Origin of the sequence: Escherichia fergusonii ATCC 35469, from assembly GCF_000026225.1 — a bacterium.
Lineage (GTDB): Bacteria > Pseudomonadota > Gammaproteobacteria > Enterobacterales > Enterobacteriaceae > Escherichia > Escherichia fergusonii.
The window spans coordinates 1,558,635-1,576,213 of sequence record NC_011740.1 but is presented as its reverse complement, the minus strand read 5'-3'; the positions used below and the strand labels follow the sequence as shown (position 1 = coordinate 1,576,213).

General features: G+C 46.1%; 17 protein-coding genes. 5 read left to right on the top strand and 12 right to left on the bottom strand.

Annotated features, from left to right (window positions below; genetic code table 11):
- Positions 1 to 107: 107 nt before the first annotated feature.
- A complete protein-coding gene (ydeE, locus tag EFER_RS07790) occupies positions 108 to 1,295 on the top strand; it encodes an efflux MFS transporter YdeE (protein ID WP_001054706.1) in 1,188 nt (395 codons plus the stop codon).
- A 211-nt stretch (positions 1,296 to 1,506) separates the two neighbouring features.
- Here ydeE and EFER_RS07785 read toward each other — a convergent pair whose 3' ends face one another.
- On the bottom strand, positions 1,507 to 2,442 hold the full coding sequence (locus EFER_RS07785) for a diguanylate cyclase (protein ID WP_000592744.1): 936 nt from the start codon (positions 2,440 to 2,442) through the stop codon (positions 1,507 to 1,509).
- A 168-nt stretch (positions 2,443 to 2,610) separates the two neighbouring features.
- Positions 2,611 to 3,003, bottom strand: a complete 393-nt coding sequence (locus EFER_RS07780) for a YdeI family stress tolerance OB fold protein (RefSeq protein ID WP_000669085.1) — start codon at positions 3,001 to 3,003, stop codon at positions 2,611 to 2,613.
- Positions 3,004 to 3,172: 169 nt separating this feature from the next.
- Between EFER_RS07780 and EFER_RS07775 the strand changes: the two genes are divergently transcribed.
- Complete coding sequence (locus tag EFER_RS07775; RefSeq protein ID WP_000769402.1) at positions 3,173 to 3,691, top strand: 2-oxo-tetronate isomerase; 519 nt, start codon at positions 3,173 to 3,175, stop codon at positions 3,689 to 3,691.
- 43 nt (positions 3,692 to 3,734) lie between these two features.
- On the opposite strand, the gene dcp is transcribed toward EFER_RS07775, so the two are convergent.
- Positions 3,735 to 5,777: a peptidyl-dipeptidase Dcp gene (gene dcp, locus EFER_RS07770; protein ID WP_001134001.1), complete on the bottom strand. Its 2,043-nt coding sequence runs from the start codon at positions 5,775 to 5,777 to the stop codon at positions 3,735 to 3,737.
- Between the two features lie 135 nt (positions 5,778 to 5,912).
- Between dcp and ydfG the strand changes: the two genes are divergently transcribed.
- The 3 genes from ydfG (at position 5,913) to ydfZ (ending at position 7,939) form a co-directional block, all read left to right on the top strand.
- On the top strand, positions 5,913 to 6,659 hold the full coding sequence (gene ydfG, locus EFER_RS07765; RefSeq protein WP_002431540.1) for a bifunctional NADP-dependent 3-hydroxy acid dehydrogenase/3-hydroxypropionate dehydrogenase YdfG: 747 nt from the start codon (positions 5,913 to 5,915) through the stop codon (positions 6,657 to 6,659).
- A gap of 86 nt (positions 6,660 to 6,745) precedes the next feature.
- On the top strand, positions 6,746 to 7,432 hold the full coding sequence (locus EFER_RS07760; protein ID WP_000215572.1) for a GntR family transcriptional regulator: 687 nt from the start codon (positions 6,746 to 6,748) through the stop codon (positions 7,430 to 7,432).
- 303 nt (positions 7,433 to 7,735) lie between these two features.
- Entirely contained in the window at positions 7,736 to 7,939 is a 204-nt protein-coding gene (gene ydfZ, locus EFER_RS07755) for a putative selenium delivery protein YdfZ (RefSeq protein ID WP_002431541.1), read from the top strand.
- 88 nt (positions 7,940 to 8,027) lie between these two features.
- Here the strand turns inward: ydfZ and EFER_RS07750 are convergent, their stop codons facing one another.
- The 9 genes from EFER_RS07750 to rspA all read right to left on the bottom strand — a co-directional run bounded on the left by EFER_RS07750 (position 8,028) and on the right by rspA (position 17,511).
- Positions 8,028 to 9,494, bottom strand: coding sequence for a mannitol dehydrogenase family protein (locus EFER_RS07750; RefSeq protein ID WP_000431565.1), 1,467 nt, complete (start codon positions 9,492 to 9,494; stop codon positions 8,028 to 8,030).
- 84 nt (positions 9,495 to 9,578) lie between these two features.
- Positions 9,579 to 10,856 (bottom strand): TRAP transporter large permease, encoded by a 1,278-nt coding sequence (locus tag EFER_RS07745; protein ID WP_000903826.1) that lies wholly within the window; start codon positions 10,854 to 10,856, stop codon positions 9,579 to 9,581.
- Positions 10,850 to 11,326 (bottom strand): TRAP transporter small permease, encoded by a 477-nt coding sequence (locus EFER_RS07740; protein ID WP_000873383.1) that lies wholly within the window; start codon positions 11,324 to 11,326, stop codon positions 10,850 to 10,852. The genes EFER_RS07745 and EFER_RS07740 overlap by 7 nt, the downstream gene beginning before the upstream one ends.
- 48 nt (positions 11,327 to 11,374) lie before the next feature.
- Complete coding sequence (locus EFER_RS07735; protein WP_000700889.1) at positions 11,375 to 12,352, bottom strand: C4-dicarboxylate TRAP transporter substrate-binding protein; 978 nt, start codon at positions 12,350 to 12,352, stop codon at positions 11,375 to 11,377.
- 59 nt (positions 12,353 to 12,411) lie between these two features.
- Positions 12,412 to 13,695 (bottom strand): TRAP transporter large permease, encoded by a 1,284-nt coding sequence (locus tag EFER_RS07730; protein WP_001070126.1) that lies wholly within the window; start codon positions 13,693 to 13,695, stop codon positions 12,412 to 12,414.
- 24 nt (positions 13,696 to 13,719) lie between these two features.
- On the bottom strand, positions 13,720 to 14,196 hold the full coding sequence (locus EFER_RS07725) for a TRAP transporter small permease (protein ID WP_000482359.1): 477 nt from the start codon (positions 14,194 to 14,196) through the stop codon (positions 13,720 to 13,722).
- A gap of 51 nt (positions 14,197 to 14,247) precedes the next feature.
- Positions 14,248 to 15,222: a TRAP transporter substrate-binding protein gene (locus tag EFER_RS07720; RefSeq protein WP_000412294.1), complete on the bottom strand. Its 975-nt coding sequence runs from the start codon at positions 15,220 to 15,222 to the stop codon at positions 14,248 to 14,250.
- 43 nt (positions 15,223 to 15,265) lie between these two features.
- Positions 15,266 to 16,285, bottom strand: coding sequence for a Zn-dependent oxidoreductase (locus EFER_RS07715; protein WP_000255432.1), 1,020 nt, complete (start codon positions 16,283 to 16,285; stop codon positions 15,266 to 15,268).
- An 11-nt stretch (positions 16,286 to 16,296) separates the two neighbouring features.
- Positions 16,297 to 17,511: a starvation-sensing protein RspA gene (rspA, locus tag EFER_RS07710; RefSeq protein WP_000706275.1), complete on the bottom strand. Its 1,215-nt coding sequence runs from the start codon at positions 17,509 to 17,511 to the stop codon at positions 16,297 to 16,299.
- Positions 17,512 to 17,579: the final 68 nt, after the last annotated feature.

Here is a 17,579-nt window from a genome sequence, read left to right as displayed (position 1 = left end):
GGCGATCAGAATCTCTTGCTGGCGTTACGCTATACAGCACCCGTTTCTCATGCTATTTCTTTACATAACTCAATAAAACATAACGAAACGCGACATCGGACTACCTGATGAATCTTACCCTGAGACGTTCTACCGCAGCTTTACTGGCCTCTTCATTACTTTTAACCATTGGTCGCGGAGCCACACTGCCGTTTATGACGATTTATCTGAGTCGGCAATATGCCCTCAGCGTCGATTCGATCGGTTACGCAATGACCTTCGCCCTGACCATTGGTGTTATCTTTAGTCTCGGTTTTGGCATCCTGGCAGATAAGTTCGATAAAAAACGCTATATGCTGCTGGCGATTCTGGCTTTTGCATCAGGTTTCATCGTCATCCCACTGGTAAATTCAGTCAGTTTAGTCGTTCTGCTATTCGCGTTGATCAATTGCGCCTACTCTGTCTTTGCCACAGTGTTAAAAGCGTGGTTTGCCGAGAATCTCTCGTCCACCAGCAAAACAAAAATGTTCTCGCTCAATTACACCATGTTGAATATCGGCTGGACGGTCGGCCCTCCGCTTGGCACATTACTGGTGATGCAAAGTATTAATCTGCCCTTTTGGCTGGCTGCGGTCTGCTCTGCTTTTCCACTGCTATTTATACAATTCTGGGTTCAGCGGGCTAGCGCAAATGTCGATACTTCCCGCAGTGAGGTCTGGTCTCCCGCCATTTTATTACAGGATAAAGCCCTGCTCTGGTTTACCTTGTCTGCATTCCTGGCTTCATTTGTCTGCGGTGCTTTTGCATCCTGTTTATCGCAGTATGTGATGGTGGTAGCCGATAACGACTTTGCTGAGCTGGTGATTGCCGTAGTACTACCTGTGAACGCTGCGATGGTGGTCACACTGCAATACTCCATTGGTCGGCGTTTATCTGCAGAGAATATTCGTCCGTTAATGACGCTGGGCACGGTCTGTTTTGTTATCGGTCTGGTCGGGTTTATGTTTTCCGGCAACAACCTTTTGTTCTGGGGAATATCTGCGGCGGTGTTTACCATTGGTGAAATTATTTACGCCCCTGGTGAATATATGCTGATCGACCATATTGCGCCTAATGGCATGAAAGCCAGTTATTTTTCAGCACAATCGCTGGGGTGGTTGGGGGCAGCATTTAATCCGTTGGTCAGCGGAATGATCCTGACTTCTCTGCCTGCATGGTCACTGTTTTTAGTGTTAATGGTGGCTATCGTCTTCGCGTGGGCATTGATGCTGAAAGGTATGCGGGTAAAACCGAGGGCACTGCCGGTGGTTTGCTGAAAGGTTTGCTGGCGAAAGCAGTCCTGGATGAGAGATAAAAAAAACCGCTGGAGTGACCAGCGGAAAATGCTTGCATGGATATACTCGACATAATTCAAGTTGCATTTGCATCAACTCGACCTATGGAGAGTCGCGATATGTGTTTTGCTTTTTACGCTACCAGGCATTTTGTACCCGATAACGACTCATTAAGAATTTTACTGCTTTTAAGCTAAATGACAGTTAAACAAGGGTTATCCAGTTCTGTTGCTGCGGCAGCTACGTGCCTGATCTGCTCATTTTCATCCATAAACATACAGCGATTACGTCCGGTCAGCTTTCCCTGATACATAGCACGGTCTGCCCGCCCCATGACGACGTCAAGAGTTTCACCTGGTTTTGCCCGGCTAATTCCTGCCGTTGCAGTAATGTGAAGTTCACCTTGCGGATACGCTATCTGATTACCTGCAATCAATTCACAAATACGCAGCCCCGCCATACAGGCGTCTACATCTGTAGACGCCTTGATCATAATTACGAACTCCTCGCCACCATAGCGATAGACCGATTCATTGTGCCGCATCCAGGTGGCGAGATTTTCTGCAAGAGTTCGTAAAACCACATCACCAATTAAATGCCCCAGCGTATCGTTAACACTCTTAAAGCGATCGATATCCAGCAATAGCAAATAAAACTTTTCAGGTTCGGCGTTGAGTAACTGGCGATCGAAGGATTCATCAAGTACTCGTCGACCTGGTAAACCAGTAAGGATATCCATATTACTGCGGATATTCAGAAGATATATTTTGTAGTCCATGACCGCCGAAGTAAAAGACAGCAAGGTATTTTGAAAGCGGTCAAAATCGGTTGACTGCCAACGTTTTTCGGCAATAGAGGTCAATAATTCACGTCCCTGCAGGTGCATTTCCTCATGTGCCAGGCTTATCAAACGTACATATTCTATTTCTTCCTCTGTCATCACCAGATGTGCGTTCAGCCATTGTCCAAAACGACAGAGAAAATGGGAATGAGCATCAGAGAGTTCCGGGTGCGAAATGTCCTTTGCGACAACACAGCGAAACATTTTCACCAGCCACTGATAATGCGCATCGATAGACTTATTGAGATCTAACAGGATTGCATCAATTTGAGCCGTTTTCTTAATCATCGCCATTCCTTCTTCATCATGTCCTGTCAAAGATTTTAGCGAGATAAAAGAAAACTTATGTCAATTTAGGCATAGTTAAGATATTTAATAAACTGAGCAAATTAACTCATTGAAATATGCATGGGGTATTACCGGATAGCGTTAACCATCCGGTAATTGGCTGGTGTTTTATTTTTGTAGATGATGAACGCGGACGACCGGTGGACTCGATTTCTTGTCCAGACTACCGCTGATATTAATCATCTGATCTGGCTGAACTTCTCGTCCATCGAAAACAGTTGCCGGAATAATCACATTTATTTCTCCTGATTTATCGCGAAAGAGATAGTTATCTTCCCCTTTTTGAGAAATCAGATTACCGCGTAATGAAACCGTCGCACCATCATGCATAGACTTTGCAAAATCAACAGTCATTTTTTTTGCATCATCAGTACCACGATAACCATCTTCAATCGCGTGTGGGGGCGGCGGCGCTGCGTCCTGTTTTAAACCACCTTCATCAGCAGCAAACGCATAGGGCATAACCAGAAAGCTTATAACTGCTAAGGCCTTAAATTTCATTATTTCCCCCTGGATATTTTACTAAGTGTGATTAAGCCTGGTTGGTACTCATCATTTTTACAACCATGACGGGCGCTATTTCGGAACAATCAGCAAACTCAATCCCCTTTGCGACATGTCATACTGAATAAGGCACTAATATCCATCTGGACCGTTGCGGAAAAGAAAAATGAAATTAAAGCCTGAAAATATTGTTCTGCTTAATCAACAGCATTCCACTTCATATTTGACCGCCACGTTGGGCGAATATTTGATTCGTCACAATTTGCGTCTGACCACGGCGGAATCATGCACTGGAGGGAAACTGGCCTCAGCACTTTGCGCTGCCAACGACACGCCGAAATTTTATGGCGTGGGATTTGTCACCTTTACCGATAAGGCAAAAGCTAAAATTCTCGGCGTGAGTGAACATAGTCTGGCTGAGTTTACGGCGGTAAGTGAAACCGTTGTCCGGCAAATGGCAGCAGGTGCCAGAGAGCGGGCCGGGACAGATATCAGCATTGCGATAACCGGATATGGTGGCCCTGAAGGCGGTGACGACGGTACGCCAGCTGGTACCGTCTGGTTTGGCTGGAATATTTCCGGTCAGCCTTTTACCGCCGTACAGCAATTCTCCGGGGATTGCGAACAAGTGCTGGCGCAATCTGTTCGCTTCGCCCTTGCACAATTGCTGCTTTTACTCCCCTGACAGGATGAAAAAAACGGGCCGTAATGTCAGGCCCGTACTTGTCTTAACTCAGTCCGCGATTTTTTAGCATCGCTTCAATACGCGGTGCATGACCGCGCCACCGGGTATACAGTTGCTCCAGATCAGAACTGTTTCCGCGAGACAAAATATCTTCCCGGAAACGCTGACCATTTTCACGGCTCAAGCCACCTTGTTCAACAAACCACTGATAGCCATCATCCGCCAGCATTTGCGTCCACAAATAGGCGTAGTATCCCGCTGCATAACCGCCACCAAAAATATGAGCAAAGTAACTGCTGCGATAACGTGGTGGCACAGCCTGCAAATCCATACCTTCCGCTACAAGCGCTTGTTTTTCAAAAATATCAACGTGTTGTCTGGCTTCTTCTGATTCAAGACAGTGCCAACGCATATCCAGCAAAGCCGCACTCAATAGCTCGCTCATCTCATAACCCTTATTGAACAAACTGGCATTGAGCATCTTGTCGCGTAATGTTTCAGGCATGGCTTCCCCTGACAGATAATGACGCGCATAGCGGGCAAAGACCTGCGGATGGGTAGCCCAGTGTTCATTTATCTGCGACGGGAATTCTACAAAGTCACGGGGTGTATTTGTGCCGGAAAGCGTGGCGTATCGCTGACTGGCGAACAAACCATGCAATGTGTGCCCAAATTCATGGAACAATGTAATGACATCATCCCAGAGTAGTAATGCGGTTTCTCCTTCCGCAGGTTTCTGGAAGTTACAGACGTTGTAAATGACTGGCCGGGTTTCATTAAGTGTAGATTGTTCGACAAAATTGCCCATCCATGCGCCACCACTTTTTGAGTCTCGGGCAAAAAAATCACCGTAGAACAATGCCATGCCGACACCATCATGGTCGAATATTTCCCATACCCGGACATCAGGGTGATACACCGGGATATCATAGCGCTCGACAAAACGCACACCAAATAGTTGAGTTGCCGTCCAGAAAACGCCCTCTTCTAATACGTTATCAAGCACGAAGTAAGGTTTAAGCTGAGATTCATCAATAGCATATTTTTCCCTACGAACCTGTTCGGCATAAAACGCCCAGTCCCATGCTTCAGCGGTAAATCCCCCCTGCTCATCATCGATCACCTGCTGAATATCCGCACATTCCGTCAGTGCGCGTTCACGTGCAGCCGGAACGATTTCACGCATAAAATTTAGCGCTGCTTCAGGCGTTTTAGCCATTTGGTCGGAAATCTTCCATGCTGCGTAATGTTCAAATCCCAGCAACTGCGCCTGACGGGCACGAATTTCAACCAGACGCTGAATAAGGGCTCTTGTATCATTCGCATCGTTTTTCTCTGCCCGTGACCATCCTGCGGCAAATAAATTTTTCCGGGTCTGACGATCCTGTAAAGAAGCAAGTAGCGGTTGTTGAGTGGTATTGATCAACGGGATCAACCAGCGATCATGCAACCCTTTTTCATGGGCGGCATCTGCACAAATGGTGATTTCCTGTGGGCTTAATCCCGCCAGTTGCTCAATATCATCAACGATTAGCCCGCCCGACTTACTGGCAGCCAACAAGCGTTGATTAAACTGGCTGGTAAGTGTAGCGGCTTCTGTATTCAGTCGTTTCAGTTGTTCTTTGTCGCTTTCATTGAGTCTTGCACCTGCGAGCACAAAACGCTGGTGGATCACATCCAACAAGCGTAGTGACTCGGCATCCAGCTCCAGATCTGCCCGTCCCTGCCAGACTTCATCAACACGCGCAAACAATGCGCTATTGAGATAAATTTCATTCGCCAGCTGCGCCAGTTCCGCAGAAAACTCTTCATCCAGCCGTTGCAGCTCATCGTTAGTGTGTGCTGACGTCATGGCAAAGAATACGCTGGTAACACGGTTTAATAATTCCCCGCTTTGTTCCAGGGCGAGGATCGTATTGGTAAAATCGGGGGCGGCATTAACTTGCAATATTGCCGCAATTTCTGCCCTTTTCTGTCGCATTCCTTCGTCAAATGCAGGGCGGTAATGGCTATCTTTAATCAGGTCAAAATGCGGGGCCTGGTACGGTAAAACGCTTTTGCTCAAAAATGGATTCGTGTTCGGCATATCTTGCTCCAGTTCAGCTCTTCCCCTTAGGTTAAGCATTGGCGGTTACAGGCGCAATGTTGTAATCCTTATTACCCGCCCTCAGTTAACGCGTGCTATGTTATTAGCTTCCGAAAAGTGCTGAGGAACAGTGAAATGATCGTTTTAGTTACCGGGGCTACTGCAGGTTTTGGGGAAAGCATCACGCGTCGTTTTATCCAGAACGGCCATAAAGTTATAGCGACCGGGCGTCGCCAGGAGCGACTTCAGGAGTTGAAAGATGAATTAGGCGCAAACTTATTCATCGCCCAGCTCGATGTACGTAATCGGGCAGCCATTGAAGAGATGCTTGAATCGTTACCGCCTGAGTTTCGCGACATTGATATTTTAGTTAATAACGCCGGTCTGGCACTGGGGCTGGAACCTGCCCATAAAGCCAATGTTGAAGACTGGGAAACGATGATCGATACCAACAATAAAGGGCTGATTTATATGACTCGCGCTGTACTGCCAGGCATGGTTGAGCGCAATCGGGGGCATATTATTAATATCGGTTCCACGGCAGGTAGCTGGCCCTATGCTGGTGGCAACGTCTATGGCGCCACAAAAGCGTTTGTCCGTCAGTTCAGTCTGAATTTACGTACAGATTTACATGGTACAGCGGTACGTGTAACAGATATTGAACCCGGTTTAGTCGGCGGCACTGAATTTTCTAACGTCCGCTTTAAAGGCGACGATGATAAAGCCGGTAAAACTTACGAAAATACCGTTGCGCTGACGCCAGAAGATATAACTGAAGCGGTCTGGTGGGTTTCAACTCTACCCGCGCATGTCAATGTGAATACCCTTGAAATTATGCCCGTTACCCAAACTTATGCGGGTCTAAACATTCATCGCCAGTAATTTTATACCCGGCTTAATCGCCGGGTTATAGCTTAAGGCAAAAAAGTGGTAAACTTGTAAGGTTTACTCACTGAAAAGCCAGAACAATGACCGTCGAAACACAACTCAATCCCACACAACCTGTTAATCAACAGATTTATCGTATTCTTCGTCGCGACATTGTGCATTGCCTGATTCCGCCAGGTACTCCGCTGTCAGAAAAAGAGGTTTCTGTACGTTTTAATGTTTCGCGCCAACCAGTGCGAGAAGCATTTATTAAACTGGCTGAAAACGGCCTTATTCAGATACGTCCGCAACGTGGAAGTTACGTAACTAAAATTTCACTTTCACAGGTACTAAACGGCTGTTTTGTACGGCAGGCCATTGAATGTGCTGTTGCGCGCCGCGCCGCTTCGATGATTACCGAAGGCCAGTGTTATCAACTGGAACAAAACCTGCAGCTACAACGTATTGCCATTGAGCGTAAACAACTAAACGACTTTTTCGATTTGGATGATGATTTTCATCAGAAGCTGGCAACCATTGCCAATTGTCAGTTAGCCTGGGATACCGTAGAGAATATTAAAGCCACCATAGACCGGGTGCGTTATATGAGTCTCGATCACGTATCTCCCCCTGATATGCTGTTGCGCCAGCATCTGGATATTTTTACAGCTCTGCAAAACCGCGATGGTGATGCAGTCGAAAAAGCAATGACGATCCACTTGCAAGAAATTGGCGAATCCGTTCGTTTAATTCGCCAGGAGAACAGTGACTGGTTTAGTGAAGATTAATATCCTCCTGAATACATGCCGGATACAGGTGATTATCCGGCATGTTACAAAATTTTATAATTGCTTTACCTCCGACAATAATCATTATTCTTTTTAGCGCTATTCCCCCTTGAAAATGTCAACTGATGCCATCAGATAATCCTTACCGCGATTATGGTAATAAATACCCTTCTTTCCATGCATATATTCATCAAAAAAGATGTGAATTTGATCAAAAACAAAAAAATTAAATGTAAAGAAGCGTATTTATATGGCGCCCGTTACGTGGGCTTCGACTGTAATTCAGAAAGGAGAAAAACACCTATGACGACCTACGATCGTAACCGTAACGCAATTACCATCGGCAGCCGCGTAATGGTTAGCGGAACTGGCCATACTGGTAAAATCTTGTCCATTGACACTGAAGGTCTGACCGCTGAAGAAATCCGCCGTGGCAAAACCGCAGTAGTTGAGGGATGCGAAGAAAAACTGTCCCCTATGGATCTGATCCGCCTTGGCATGAACTAATGGCGTGATTTCAGTTTCTTATCCGGCCTACAAACTCTTTTATTTCAATCAATTTTCACGAGTTTGCAGGCCTGATATGTCGTTCAAATTACTTTAGTTTTGCCGCGTATTTTGCCACCGCGACCTTTGCACCTTCTGCCAGAAGCAATTGATATGCCGCGCTAACTTTAGCAGTGAAAGCTGTTACTTTTGGTAATTCCGCACCAAAGATCGCTTCTATCGCAAACAAGGCCTTAACGCGTTCTTCACCTTCTTTACTGCCAGCCACCGCTTTCTGCAGCAACGGTAATAGCGGATCACTCACTTCAATCGCATTTCCCTGCTCGTCCACACCGCCGACATAGCGCATCCATGCTGCAACACCTAACGCCAGTAAATCAAATTCACTATTATGGGCAAGATGCCAGCGTACTGAATCCAGCATTCTCTGCGGCAGCTTCTGGCTGCCATCCATGGCAATCTGCCATGTCCGATGGCGTAATGCCGGATTGCTGTAACGCGCAATTAAGGAATCCGCGTACTTACCTAAATCAACACCCTGTACTTTTAACGTCGGCGCTTGCTCATGGAGCATAAGTGAATGTGCCGCCAGGCGGTAATTCTCATCAGCCATACATTCGTTAATATGCTGATAACCTGCCAGATACCCAAGATACGCCAGGAAAGAGTGGCTACCGTTAAGCATACGCAGTTTCATTTCTTCATAAGGAAGAACATTGGATACCAGTTCTGCCCCTGCTTTTTCCCATCCAGGACGCCCGGCAACAAAATTATCTTCGATCACCCACTGGCGGAAAGGTTCGCAGGCAACAGCAGCCGGATCACTGACCCCCGTTAACTGCGTTATTTTGTCCAGACTCTCGTGAGTAACTGCCGGAACAATACGGTCAACCATGGTCGATGGGAAAGTGACATGTTGCTCAATCCATCTGGCAAGCTCACTGTTCAATGCTCTGGCATAAGTGAGGATAACATTGCGCATCACATGACCATTTTCTGGCATATTGTCACAGGACATCACCGTAAAAGCAGACAGCCCTGCAGATTTACGGCGTGCCAGTGCTTCGACCACAATGCCTGGCGCCGTTTTCGGTTGTGTCGGGTTATGCAGATCAGCCACGATCATCGGGTGATCCAGCATTAATTCCCCTGTTGCCGGGGAATGACAATAACCTTTCTCGGTAATGGTCAGTGACACAATCGCTACTTGTGGTTCACACATCACGGCCAGCACACTTTCCAGGCCATCTACCTGTGCATGAAGTGCGTTTTTAACAACGCCAACAACCCGTGCAGTCCAGTTGTCAGCAGACATTTCAGCCACGGTATACAGGTTATCCTGTTGTTTAAGATCTGCTATCTGCTGCTCACCACCGATCAGGTTGACTTCATGAAATCCCCAGTCACTACCGTGTTCACTCGCCAGAATATCGGTATATACGGCCTGATGCGCCCGGTGAAAAGCGCCAAATCCTAAATGAACAATCCGTGGAACAAGTTTTGAGCGGTCATAATCGGGAAGTGTAGCCCTGGCGTTTAATAGTCTGTTTTCCATAAGAAGACCTGTTAATTCCAATCATAGTGTGAATAAAAAAGCGCTACTTATCCGCAAGGAATAGCGTAGCGGTGAGTTCTGGCCTTACATCAATAGCGAAGGTAAAAACAACGCGATCTGCGGAAATATCACCAACAGAATAATGAAAGATAAAAATGCGATTAAATAAGGGAGCGACGCGCGAACAAACGCGACAGAGCTGCAGTTTAAAATGCCACAGACGGTGTACATACATATGCCAACCGGTGGAGTATTGGCACCCAGCAGAGTCAGTACCACAAAAATCATGCCGAAATGGATAGGATCAAATCCAGCCTCAATGGCAATAGGGAGCAAAATGGGCGTTAATAGCAGAATAATCACACTGCCATCAAATAACATCCCTGCAACCGCTATTAGCGTAAGGAGTAAAAACAGGATGCCATATTTATTCTCTGTGAAAGCAAGGATCGTTTCTGCAAGTTGTTGCGGGATCTGGTCCAGAATGGTGATATGGCCGAGAATGGCTGCCGACATAATTAACAGCATTACAACGCCGACATCATTAATGGTTTCTTTCAGGACTTCCCACAACACTGCGTTATCCAGTGCCTTATAGATGTAGCGACCAATAATAAACGAGTACAAGACAATAAACGCGCCAGCTTCTGTAGTAGTGAAAATCCCCAGGCGAATTACGACAATCAATACCACCGGAAACATCAGTGCCCAAAAACTCTCTTTAAAACTACGCCACACTTCCTGGCGACCAGGCAACGAAGCCGTCTCTGGCTTGATATTCATTTTTCGCGCCAGAAGATAATTCGTCAGCATCAGTATTGCTGTTAACAGTAGCCCAGGAAAAATACCCGCCATAAACAATTTGCCGATGGAGACGTTGCCTACAAAACCATACAGGATCATCAAAATACTGGGCGGGATAGTGGCAGTAATTAGCGAACTAAAGGCGATAACTACAGCACTAAATGCTTTCGGATAACCCCTGGCTACCATGGGTAAACCAAGTACCCTCGCCTGCATCGCGGCGTCTGCCGTTGCTGACCCCGAAACGCCCCCCAACAGACACGCCAGTAATACGTTGATTTGTGCCAGTCCACCAATCATCCAGCCAGATATCACACGAGCAAAATCAAGCAAACGTCCGGTTACCCCCGATTTATTGAGTAAGTTGCCGACTAATAAAAAGAGTGGCGTTGCCAGAATGGGAAATGATTGTGTTGGTGCAGAAAATTTTTGAAAGGCTATACCGATGGGTAAAAAATCGGCGGTAAAAAAATAACTCAGGCTGGAGATAGCAATAACCATTCCTACAGGCATACCTATACAAAGTAATACCACAAATATAATGACGGCTATTAACATGTTTCCTCCTGAACGACAGCAGTTTTCTCCCGACATCCCTGCAAGATAAATGACAGTGACGTCACCACCATTAACAAACACCCCGTTGGCACAGCACTGTTCAGCCAGGCAAGTGATATTTCAGTAACGGGCAGAACCTGGTTGTGTGTCGTCCAGGTGAAGTTAAAACCGTACCAGACGCCACAAAAGAGAAATCCGAGAATACATATTTCATTAAACCAAAGGCACAATCGCTGTAAGTGTGGGGGGAATAAATTTGTAAGTGCATCGATGCCAATATGCCTGCGAGTCTGAAAAGCATAATCAATGGCAAACATACTAACCCAGGCAAAAAGTACCATCGCTATCTCCAGCGACCAGATTACCGGATGACCGATACTACGACTAATGCCGCCAAACAAAATAATTAAAACAATGGCAATTAAACCAAGACGAGCAAGGACAAGTTCGGTCTTGCGGAAATATTTCATTCATGCACCCCAAACAATGAAGCAGAGCCGAAACTCTGCTTATATTATTTAATTAATTATTGAATTAACTTGTTTGTATGCTTCGCTTAAGCCAAGCTTTTCAGGTACATAACGGCATCCATCAATGAAAGGTTGAGTATCAACCTCGGAAATCGTCATCCCTTTTTTCGCCATTTCATCTAACATTTTATCGCCCGCCAGGATGGTATTTTCAGAGGCAATATCACCATTTTTCTGTGCTTCTTCACGCAAAATGGTTTGTTGTTCCGCTGTCAGGCTGGAGAGCCATTTCTGTGAAACAATAATTCCGGTCATTAAATGAATATGGTTGGTTTTTGTTATGTGCTTAGTAATTTCATACAACTTTGAACCATAAACCGCTGTCGGCTGAGCCTCAGCGGCATCCACGACCCCGGTCTGAATTGAAGAATAGATTTCGGACCAGGAAAGCGGTGTCGGAGAGCCTCCCATACATTTTATGGTTTCAATAGTTACCGGCGCTTCCAAAGCGCGAACGCGCACACCGTTAAGATCTGACGGTTTGCTGACAGGTTTTTGCGTAACCAGCATCCGCGCCCCTTGATACCAGTTAAATGAAAGTGGCGTCAGCCCGGACTTGCTGGACATTTGCTCACTCCATTGTGCGAACACCGGGCTGCTGATAAATTTTTTCAGCGTCGTGTAGTCTTTGAAGACAAACGGTGCGGGAATAATGGCAAACTCTGGCACAAACTGTGCCAGACGAGCACCGTCAACCACCACCCCGACATTGCTTCCTGCCTGCGCGTGCTGTAAGAGTTCGTTATCTGCGCCTAACTGACCGCTGGAAAAGAGCTTAATTTTGACTTCGCCATTGGTACGGCTTTCAACGCCTTTTTTGAAACTTTGTAAGCCTTTATAAATAGGATCATCCGGCGAAAGCGAGGTGCTGACATTTAAAGACTCAGCAGCAAAACTTGCGTCAACCATCAATAAAGGTAAAAGACAAGCCAGTTTACTAAGCGCTGATATTGTATTTATCTTCATACTAAATTCCTTTTACAACGTGTTAGACACGAATTATTCAGACTCAACTTAATGGCCGCTTATTTCATACCTAACAGCGCCGGGAGCCACAGCGAAAGACCTGGAATATAAGAAACCATAAAGAGCAAAATGATATTTCCGGTAATGAACGGAATAACCGCTCTACTGATCTCCCCTAAGGAGACACGAGCAATACCCTGTGAGACGAAAAGGCACACACCGACTGGCGGCGTCGTTAAGCCGATAACCAGGTTCATTACCATCATTACTGCGAAGTGGATTGGGTCCATACCGATGGCGGTAGCGACAGAAAGTAAAGGAGTAAACAGAATAAGTAACGCGGCGATGGTTTCCATAAACATCCCGACTAACAACAGCAGCAGGTTAATCATCAGAATTAACACATACTTGTTATCAGTAATGGATAACATGCCATCTGCAATTTGCTGTGGAATCCCTTCTGAAGTCAGGATCCAGGCAAAAACGTTAGCGAACCCCACCAGCATCAGGATACCTGCCGTACCGCTGATACTTTCCATCATGCAGCCCATGAATTTATTCACGGTCAGATCGCCATAGACGAAAAAGCCGACGATCAGCGCGAAAACCACTGCAAATACAGATGCTTCTGTCGGTGTAAACAGTCCAGTGACCAGGCCACCGATGATCATAACCGGCATCAGGATTGCCCAAATAGCACCACGGGTTGCGCGCAGACGCTCACGGAATGATGCCTTCTCCCCCTTTGGATACCCACGTTTACGTGCCAGATACCACGCAATACCCGCCATCGTTGCGCCCATCAGTAAACCGGGTACAGCCCCCGCGATAAACAGTTTACCCACGGACAACCCCGTTAACGTGCCGACGATAATCATTGGTACGCTGGGAGGGATGATCGGTCCAACCGTCGAGGCTACAGCCGTAATTGCCCCCGAAAACGGTGCGTCGTACCCACTGCGTTTCATGGCTGGGATCATAACCGAACCGATACTTGCGGCTTCCGATACCGCTGTGCCTGAAATTCCGGCAAAAATCATTGAACCACTTACGTTGGCCATTGCCAGGCCGCCACGTATATGACCAAGCCAGGCATTACTGAAAGAAACAATACGATCAGTTATGCCGCCACCGTTCATTAACCCGCCAGCCAGCAGAAAGCCGGGGATACAGAGCAGTACAAAAGAGTCCATACCGCTAAAGAACTGATTCGCCATAATAGCGAGTCCCATATCGGTAACCAGTAAATAGAAGATTGAAGATAACGCCAGGGAGAAAATAACCGGCACACCCAGCATAAGTGAAACAAAGAAAATCACAAACAGACCAATAGTCGGATTCATGCGCTGTTCTCACGTTAGATAATTCTATTTCCGCTCTTGCGGCGTAAAATCCCGAATCAGATTGAATAAGGTAAAAAGAGACATATTGGCAGTGATTATAATAACCGATGTTGTCACCCATGCCTGCGAAATAGGCAGCGTGGTTGCCATGCGCCACATGGTACTTTCTACATATTCAACGGAATTGATCATTAGCGTTATTGAGCAGGTAAGAATGACGAGATCAATAATGAGCACCAGACCTTTTCTTAATGCTGGTGAAAGCATACTTATCACCAAATCTACATTGACTAATTCGCGCCTACCGGTAGCCAATGCACAGCCAAATGCAACTACATATACTAAAAGAAATCGTGCCGCCTCTTCTGTCCATGCTGGAGAACTAATAGGTAATGGACGAGATATAACCTGGAGCAATACAACACCAATGAGCGCAGTTAACAAAACTGCGCCAATAATTAAATAGATCTTTTCTATATAGCCATAAAGCTTATTAAACATATCCGAACCCCTGTAGCTCAAAAAAGGGGGAAGCGACTCCCCCGTTTAATGTTATTTTGTGGCGCGAGCTTTTTCGTAAAGAGGCTTAATTTGCGGATTTATTGATTTTTCGACTGACTCGTTTGCTATTTTAGCAAATTCATTCTGATGAACATCAACCAGTGTCATCCCTTTCGCTTGCAGAGCTTCAACTAATTTTTCTTCATCCTGGAGATATAACTCATGCTCGTAAGCCTGAGCTTCTTTGCCTGCATCCAGAATAGCTTGCTGATATTCAGGCTTCAGCTTGTTGAACTTTTTGCTGCCCATTGTCAGATAGATCCAACTACGAACGTGCTCAGTCCGGTTAAGGTATTTCTGCACTTCAAAGAAACTACCGCTCATGATCATAGATAAGGGGTTTTCTTGCCCCTCAATGACGCCCTGTTGCAGCCCAGTAAACACTTCTGAGAATGCCATTGGTGTCGGCTGCGCGCCTAAATCTTTCCATACGCTGATGAACATCGGTACGTTAGGTAAGCGCAGAGTCAGCCCTTTTAACTCTTGTGGATTCGTGATCGGACGGTTAGAGGTCAAATTACGCGGGCCACGTTCGAACCAGGCAATAGTTTTCAGTTTCACGCGTTCTTCAATATCTTTTGATATTTGCGCACCGACTTCCCCATTAACTATTTTTTCCATTTGTTCAGAAGATGTAATCATATAAGGCACTGCCAGTAATGCCGCAGAAGGTGCCCAGTTTTGTAATGACTCCCCTGTGATGGTCATATCAACACTCCCCAACTGGATAGCGTTGATAATATCCATCTCTTTACCTAATGATTCGTTAGGATAAATTTTTACTTCAACTGCATCATTTGTCTTTTGCTTTACCAGTTCAGCAAATTTAAGCGACGCTTTATGCCAACTATGCTCTTCGTTAACAGGGTGACCTAATTTTAACGTGACATCAGCCGCATATGCAGAAAAACTTAATAACCCGCCAAACAGCGTACAAAGAGCCAGTGACAGTTTTTTCTTTTCCATGATCTATGTTCCTTGTAGGTACAGTTGTTTTTATAAATGAGGGTCAGGATTCGGGAAACTTTAATAATACTTTGCAAAGACCTTCTTGTTGGGACTCTATAAGTTTAAAGGCTTCGTCCACATGGTGAATATCAAAAACGTGACTTATAATATTCTCCGGGTGAATTAGATTATGTTGCATCCATTCGATAACCGTAGGGAACATACGACAATTTAATCGCGATGAATAGAGGGTTAACTCACGACGTGTTAATTCTTGTTGCGCTATTGCGGACGGCGTCGCAGAAAAACCTAAAAGACCGATTCGTCCTGCAGAGGAAATTAGCGTAACGGCCTCTTCAAGGATGGATGGATGACATACCGCATCGATAATTAACGTTGGCGTAATTTTTTCACTTGCCAGATATTCACGTAATGAACCGTTCCGGTTATTGAAAGTATACGTCGCACCACAACGACGTGCACTTTCCAGTCGATCTTCACGCTGATCAACCACAATCACTGGAATTTGCCAGACATTACGTAACACATCAATTATCGTCATCCCCGCCGGGCCTGCTCCATAAACCAGTGCAATATCGGTAGGATAAACGCCAGTACGATTTGTTACGTTGGCTGCGACGGCATAAGGTTCGATTGTTACAGCTATATTTGCCGGAATATCTTCAGGCACCGGATAAGCATTTGTTGCCGGTACACATGTATATTCAGTAAAGCCGCCATCGCGATGAACACCCAATACATTGAGGCTTTCACAGACATTTGGTCGCCCAATTGAGCACGGGTAGCAATGACCGCAGCTAATGACCGGATCGACCACGACTCGCTCGCCTATACGCAGCGGATCGATATTCTCGCCAACCTGGATTATCGTACCCACAAATTCGTGACCAACAATGCGTGGATAAACTGCAAATGGATTAGCCCCGTGATAAATGTGCAGATCTGAACCACAAATCCCTGCATATTCGACCTTTACGCAAACCTCATCGGCTTTAGGTTCAGATTTAACACTTTCTACCAGACACATTTGGCCTGGTTTTTCAACTACAACACTCACCATCATCGTCTTCCTTACCAGTTCCACAGAGTACCGTCTTCCAGACGAGCAACAGGCAAATAAGCAGGTTCGTATGGATATTTCGCTGCCAGTTTTTCGTCAAATTCAATGCCAAGGCCCGGTTTGTCACCAGGATGCATATAGCCGTTATCAAACGTCCAGTTATGCGGGAATACCTCAAGCATTTGTTCTGAATACCCCATGTATTCCTGAACGCCGAAGTTAGGCACCCACAGATCGAAATGCAGTGCAGCTGCCATGCAAACTGGAGAGAGATCGGAAGGTCCGTGAGAACCGGTGCGCACCTGATAGAGCGAAGCAAAATCGGCAATTCGCCGCATCCCGGTGATACCGCCCGCATGTGTCAATGTGGCACGGATGTAATCAATAAGCTGTTCTTCAATCAGTTGCTTGCAATCCCAGATGCTGTTAAACACCTCACCCACAGCAATAGGCGTAACGGTGTGCTGACGAATAAGACGGAAGCACTCCTGATTTTCCGCTGGTGTCGGATCTTCCATCCAGAACAGACGATATTGTTCAATGCTCTTACCAAAGCGCGCGGCTTCTATCGGAGTCAAACGGTGGTGCATGTCATGCAGCAGATGCTCATTAAAGCCAAATTTATTACGTACGGCTTCAAATAATTTTGGTGTGAAATCGAGATATTTTTCTGTAGACCACAACTGCTCTTCCGGCCACTGTCCTTTTGTTGCCGGTTCGTAAGCCAGCCCCTTACCTTTCGACATTCCATAGGTAGTTTTCATACCGGGTACGCCGCACTGTACGCGAATCGCTTTGAAGCCCATTTCCTGATGGCGAGCGTAATCTTCCAGGACATCATCGACAGTGTGCCCCGTGGTATGGCAATAAACCATTACGCCTTCACGGGAAGCACCACCCAGTAATTGATATAACGGCATGTTGGCTGCTTTGGCTTTAATATCCCAAAGAGCCATGTCCACGGCCGAGATCGCTGACATCGTTACTGGTCCACGACGCCAGTAAGCGCCTTTGTAGAAAAACTGCCAAATATCTTCAATTCGGTGAGCATCACGACCGATAAGCTGCGGACAAATATGATCTTTCAGATATGAAGCCACTGAAAGCTCACGCCCATTTAAGGTCGCATCTCCCAGCCCGGTAATGCCATCTTCGGTGGTAATTTTTAACGTGACGAAGTTACGTCCCGGACAGGTAACAAAAACTTCAGCCCCTACAATCTTCATTATTTGTTCCTTGCATCTGTTCTGGAGATGCCGGGAATTTACGCAACTAAACTACTACCATACAAGTA

Coding starts and splice junctions, on each gene's coding strand:
- ydeE (WP_001054706.1), top strand. CDS start 108: ATGAATCTTACCCTGAGACGTTCTACCGCAGCTTTACTGGCCTCTTCA.
- EFER_RS07785 (WP_000592744.1), bottom strand. CDS start 2,442: ATGATTAAGAAAACGGCTCAAATTGATGCAATCCTGTTAGATCTCAAT.
- EFER_RS07780 (WP_000669085.1), bottom strand. CDS start 3,003: ATGAAATTTAAGGCCTTAGCAGTTATAAGCTTTCTGGTTATGCCCTAT.
- EFER_RS07775 (WP_000769402.1), top strand. CDS start 3,173: ATGAAATTAAAGCCTGAAAATATTGTTCTGCTTAATCAACAGCATTCC.
- dcp (WP_001134001.1), bottom strand. CDS start 5,777: ATGCCGAACACGAATCCATTTTTGAGCAAAAGCGTTTTACCGTACCAG.
- ydfG (WP_002431540.1), top strand. CDS start 5,913: ATGATCGTTTTAGTTACCGGGGCTACTGCAGGTTTTGGGGAAAGCATC.
- EFER_RS07760 (WP_000215572.1), top strand. CDS start 6,746: ATGACCGTCGAAACACAACTCAATCCCACACAACCTGTTAATCAACAG.
- ydfZ (WP_002431541.1), top strand. CDS start 7,736: ATGACGACCTACGATCGTAACCGTAACGCAATTACCATCGGCAGCCGC.
- EFER_RS07750 (WP_000431565.1), bottom strand. CDS start 9,494: ATGGAAAACAGACTATTAAACGCCAGGGCTACACTTCCCGATTATGAC.
- EFER_RS07745 (WP_000903826.1), bottom strand. CDS start 10,856: ATGTTAATAGCCGTCATTATATTTGTGGTATTACTTTGTATAGGTATG.
- EFER_RS07740 (WP_000873383.1), bottom strand. CDS start 11,326: ATGAAATATTTCCGCAAGACCGAACTTGTCCTTGCTCGTCTTGGTTTA.
- EFER_RS07735 (WP_000700889.1), bottom strand. CDS start 12,352: ATGAAGATAAATACAATATCAGCGCTTAGTAAACTGGCTTGTCTTTTA.
- EFER_RS07730 (WP_001070126.1), bottom strand. CDS start 13,695: ATGAATCCGACTATTGGTCTGTTTGTGATTTTCTTTGTTTCACTTATG.
- EFER_RS07725 (WP_000482359.1), bottom strand. CDS start 14,196: ATGTTTAATAAGCTTTATGGCTATATAGAAAAGATCTATTTAATTATT.
- EFER_RS07720 (WP_000412294.1), bottom strand. CDS start 15,222: ATGGAAAAGAAAAAACTGTCACTGGCTCTTTGTACGCTGTTTGGCGGG.
- EFER_RS07715 (WP_000255432.1), bottom strand. CDS start 16,285: ATGGTGAGTGTTGTAGTTGAAAAACCAGGCCAAATGTGTCTGGTAGAA.
- rspA (WP_000706275.1), bottom strand. CDS start 17,511: ATGAAGATTGTAGGGGCTGAAGTTTTTGTTACCTGTCCGGGACGTAAC.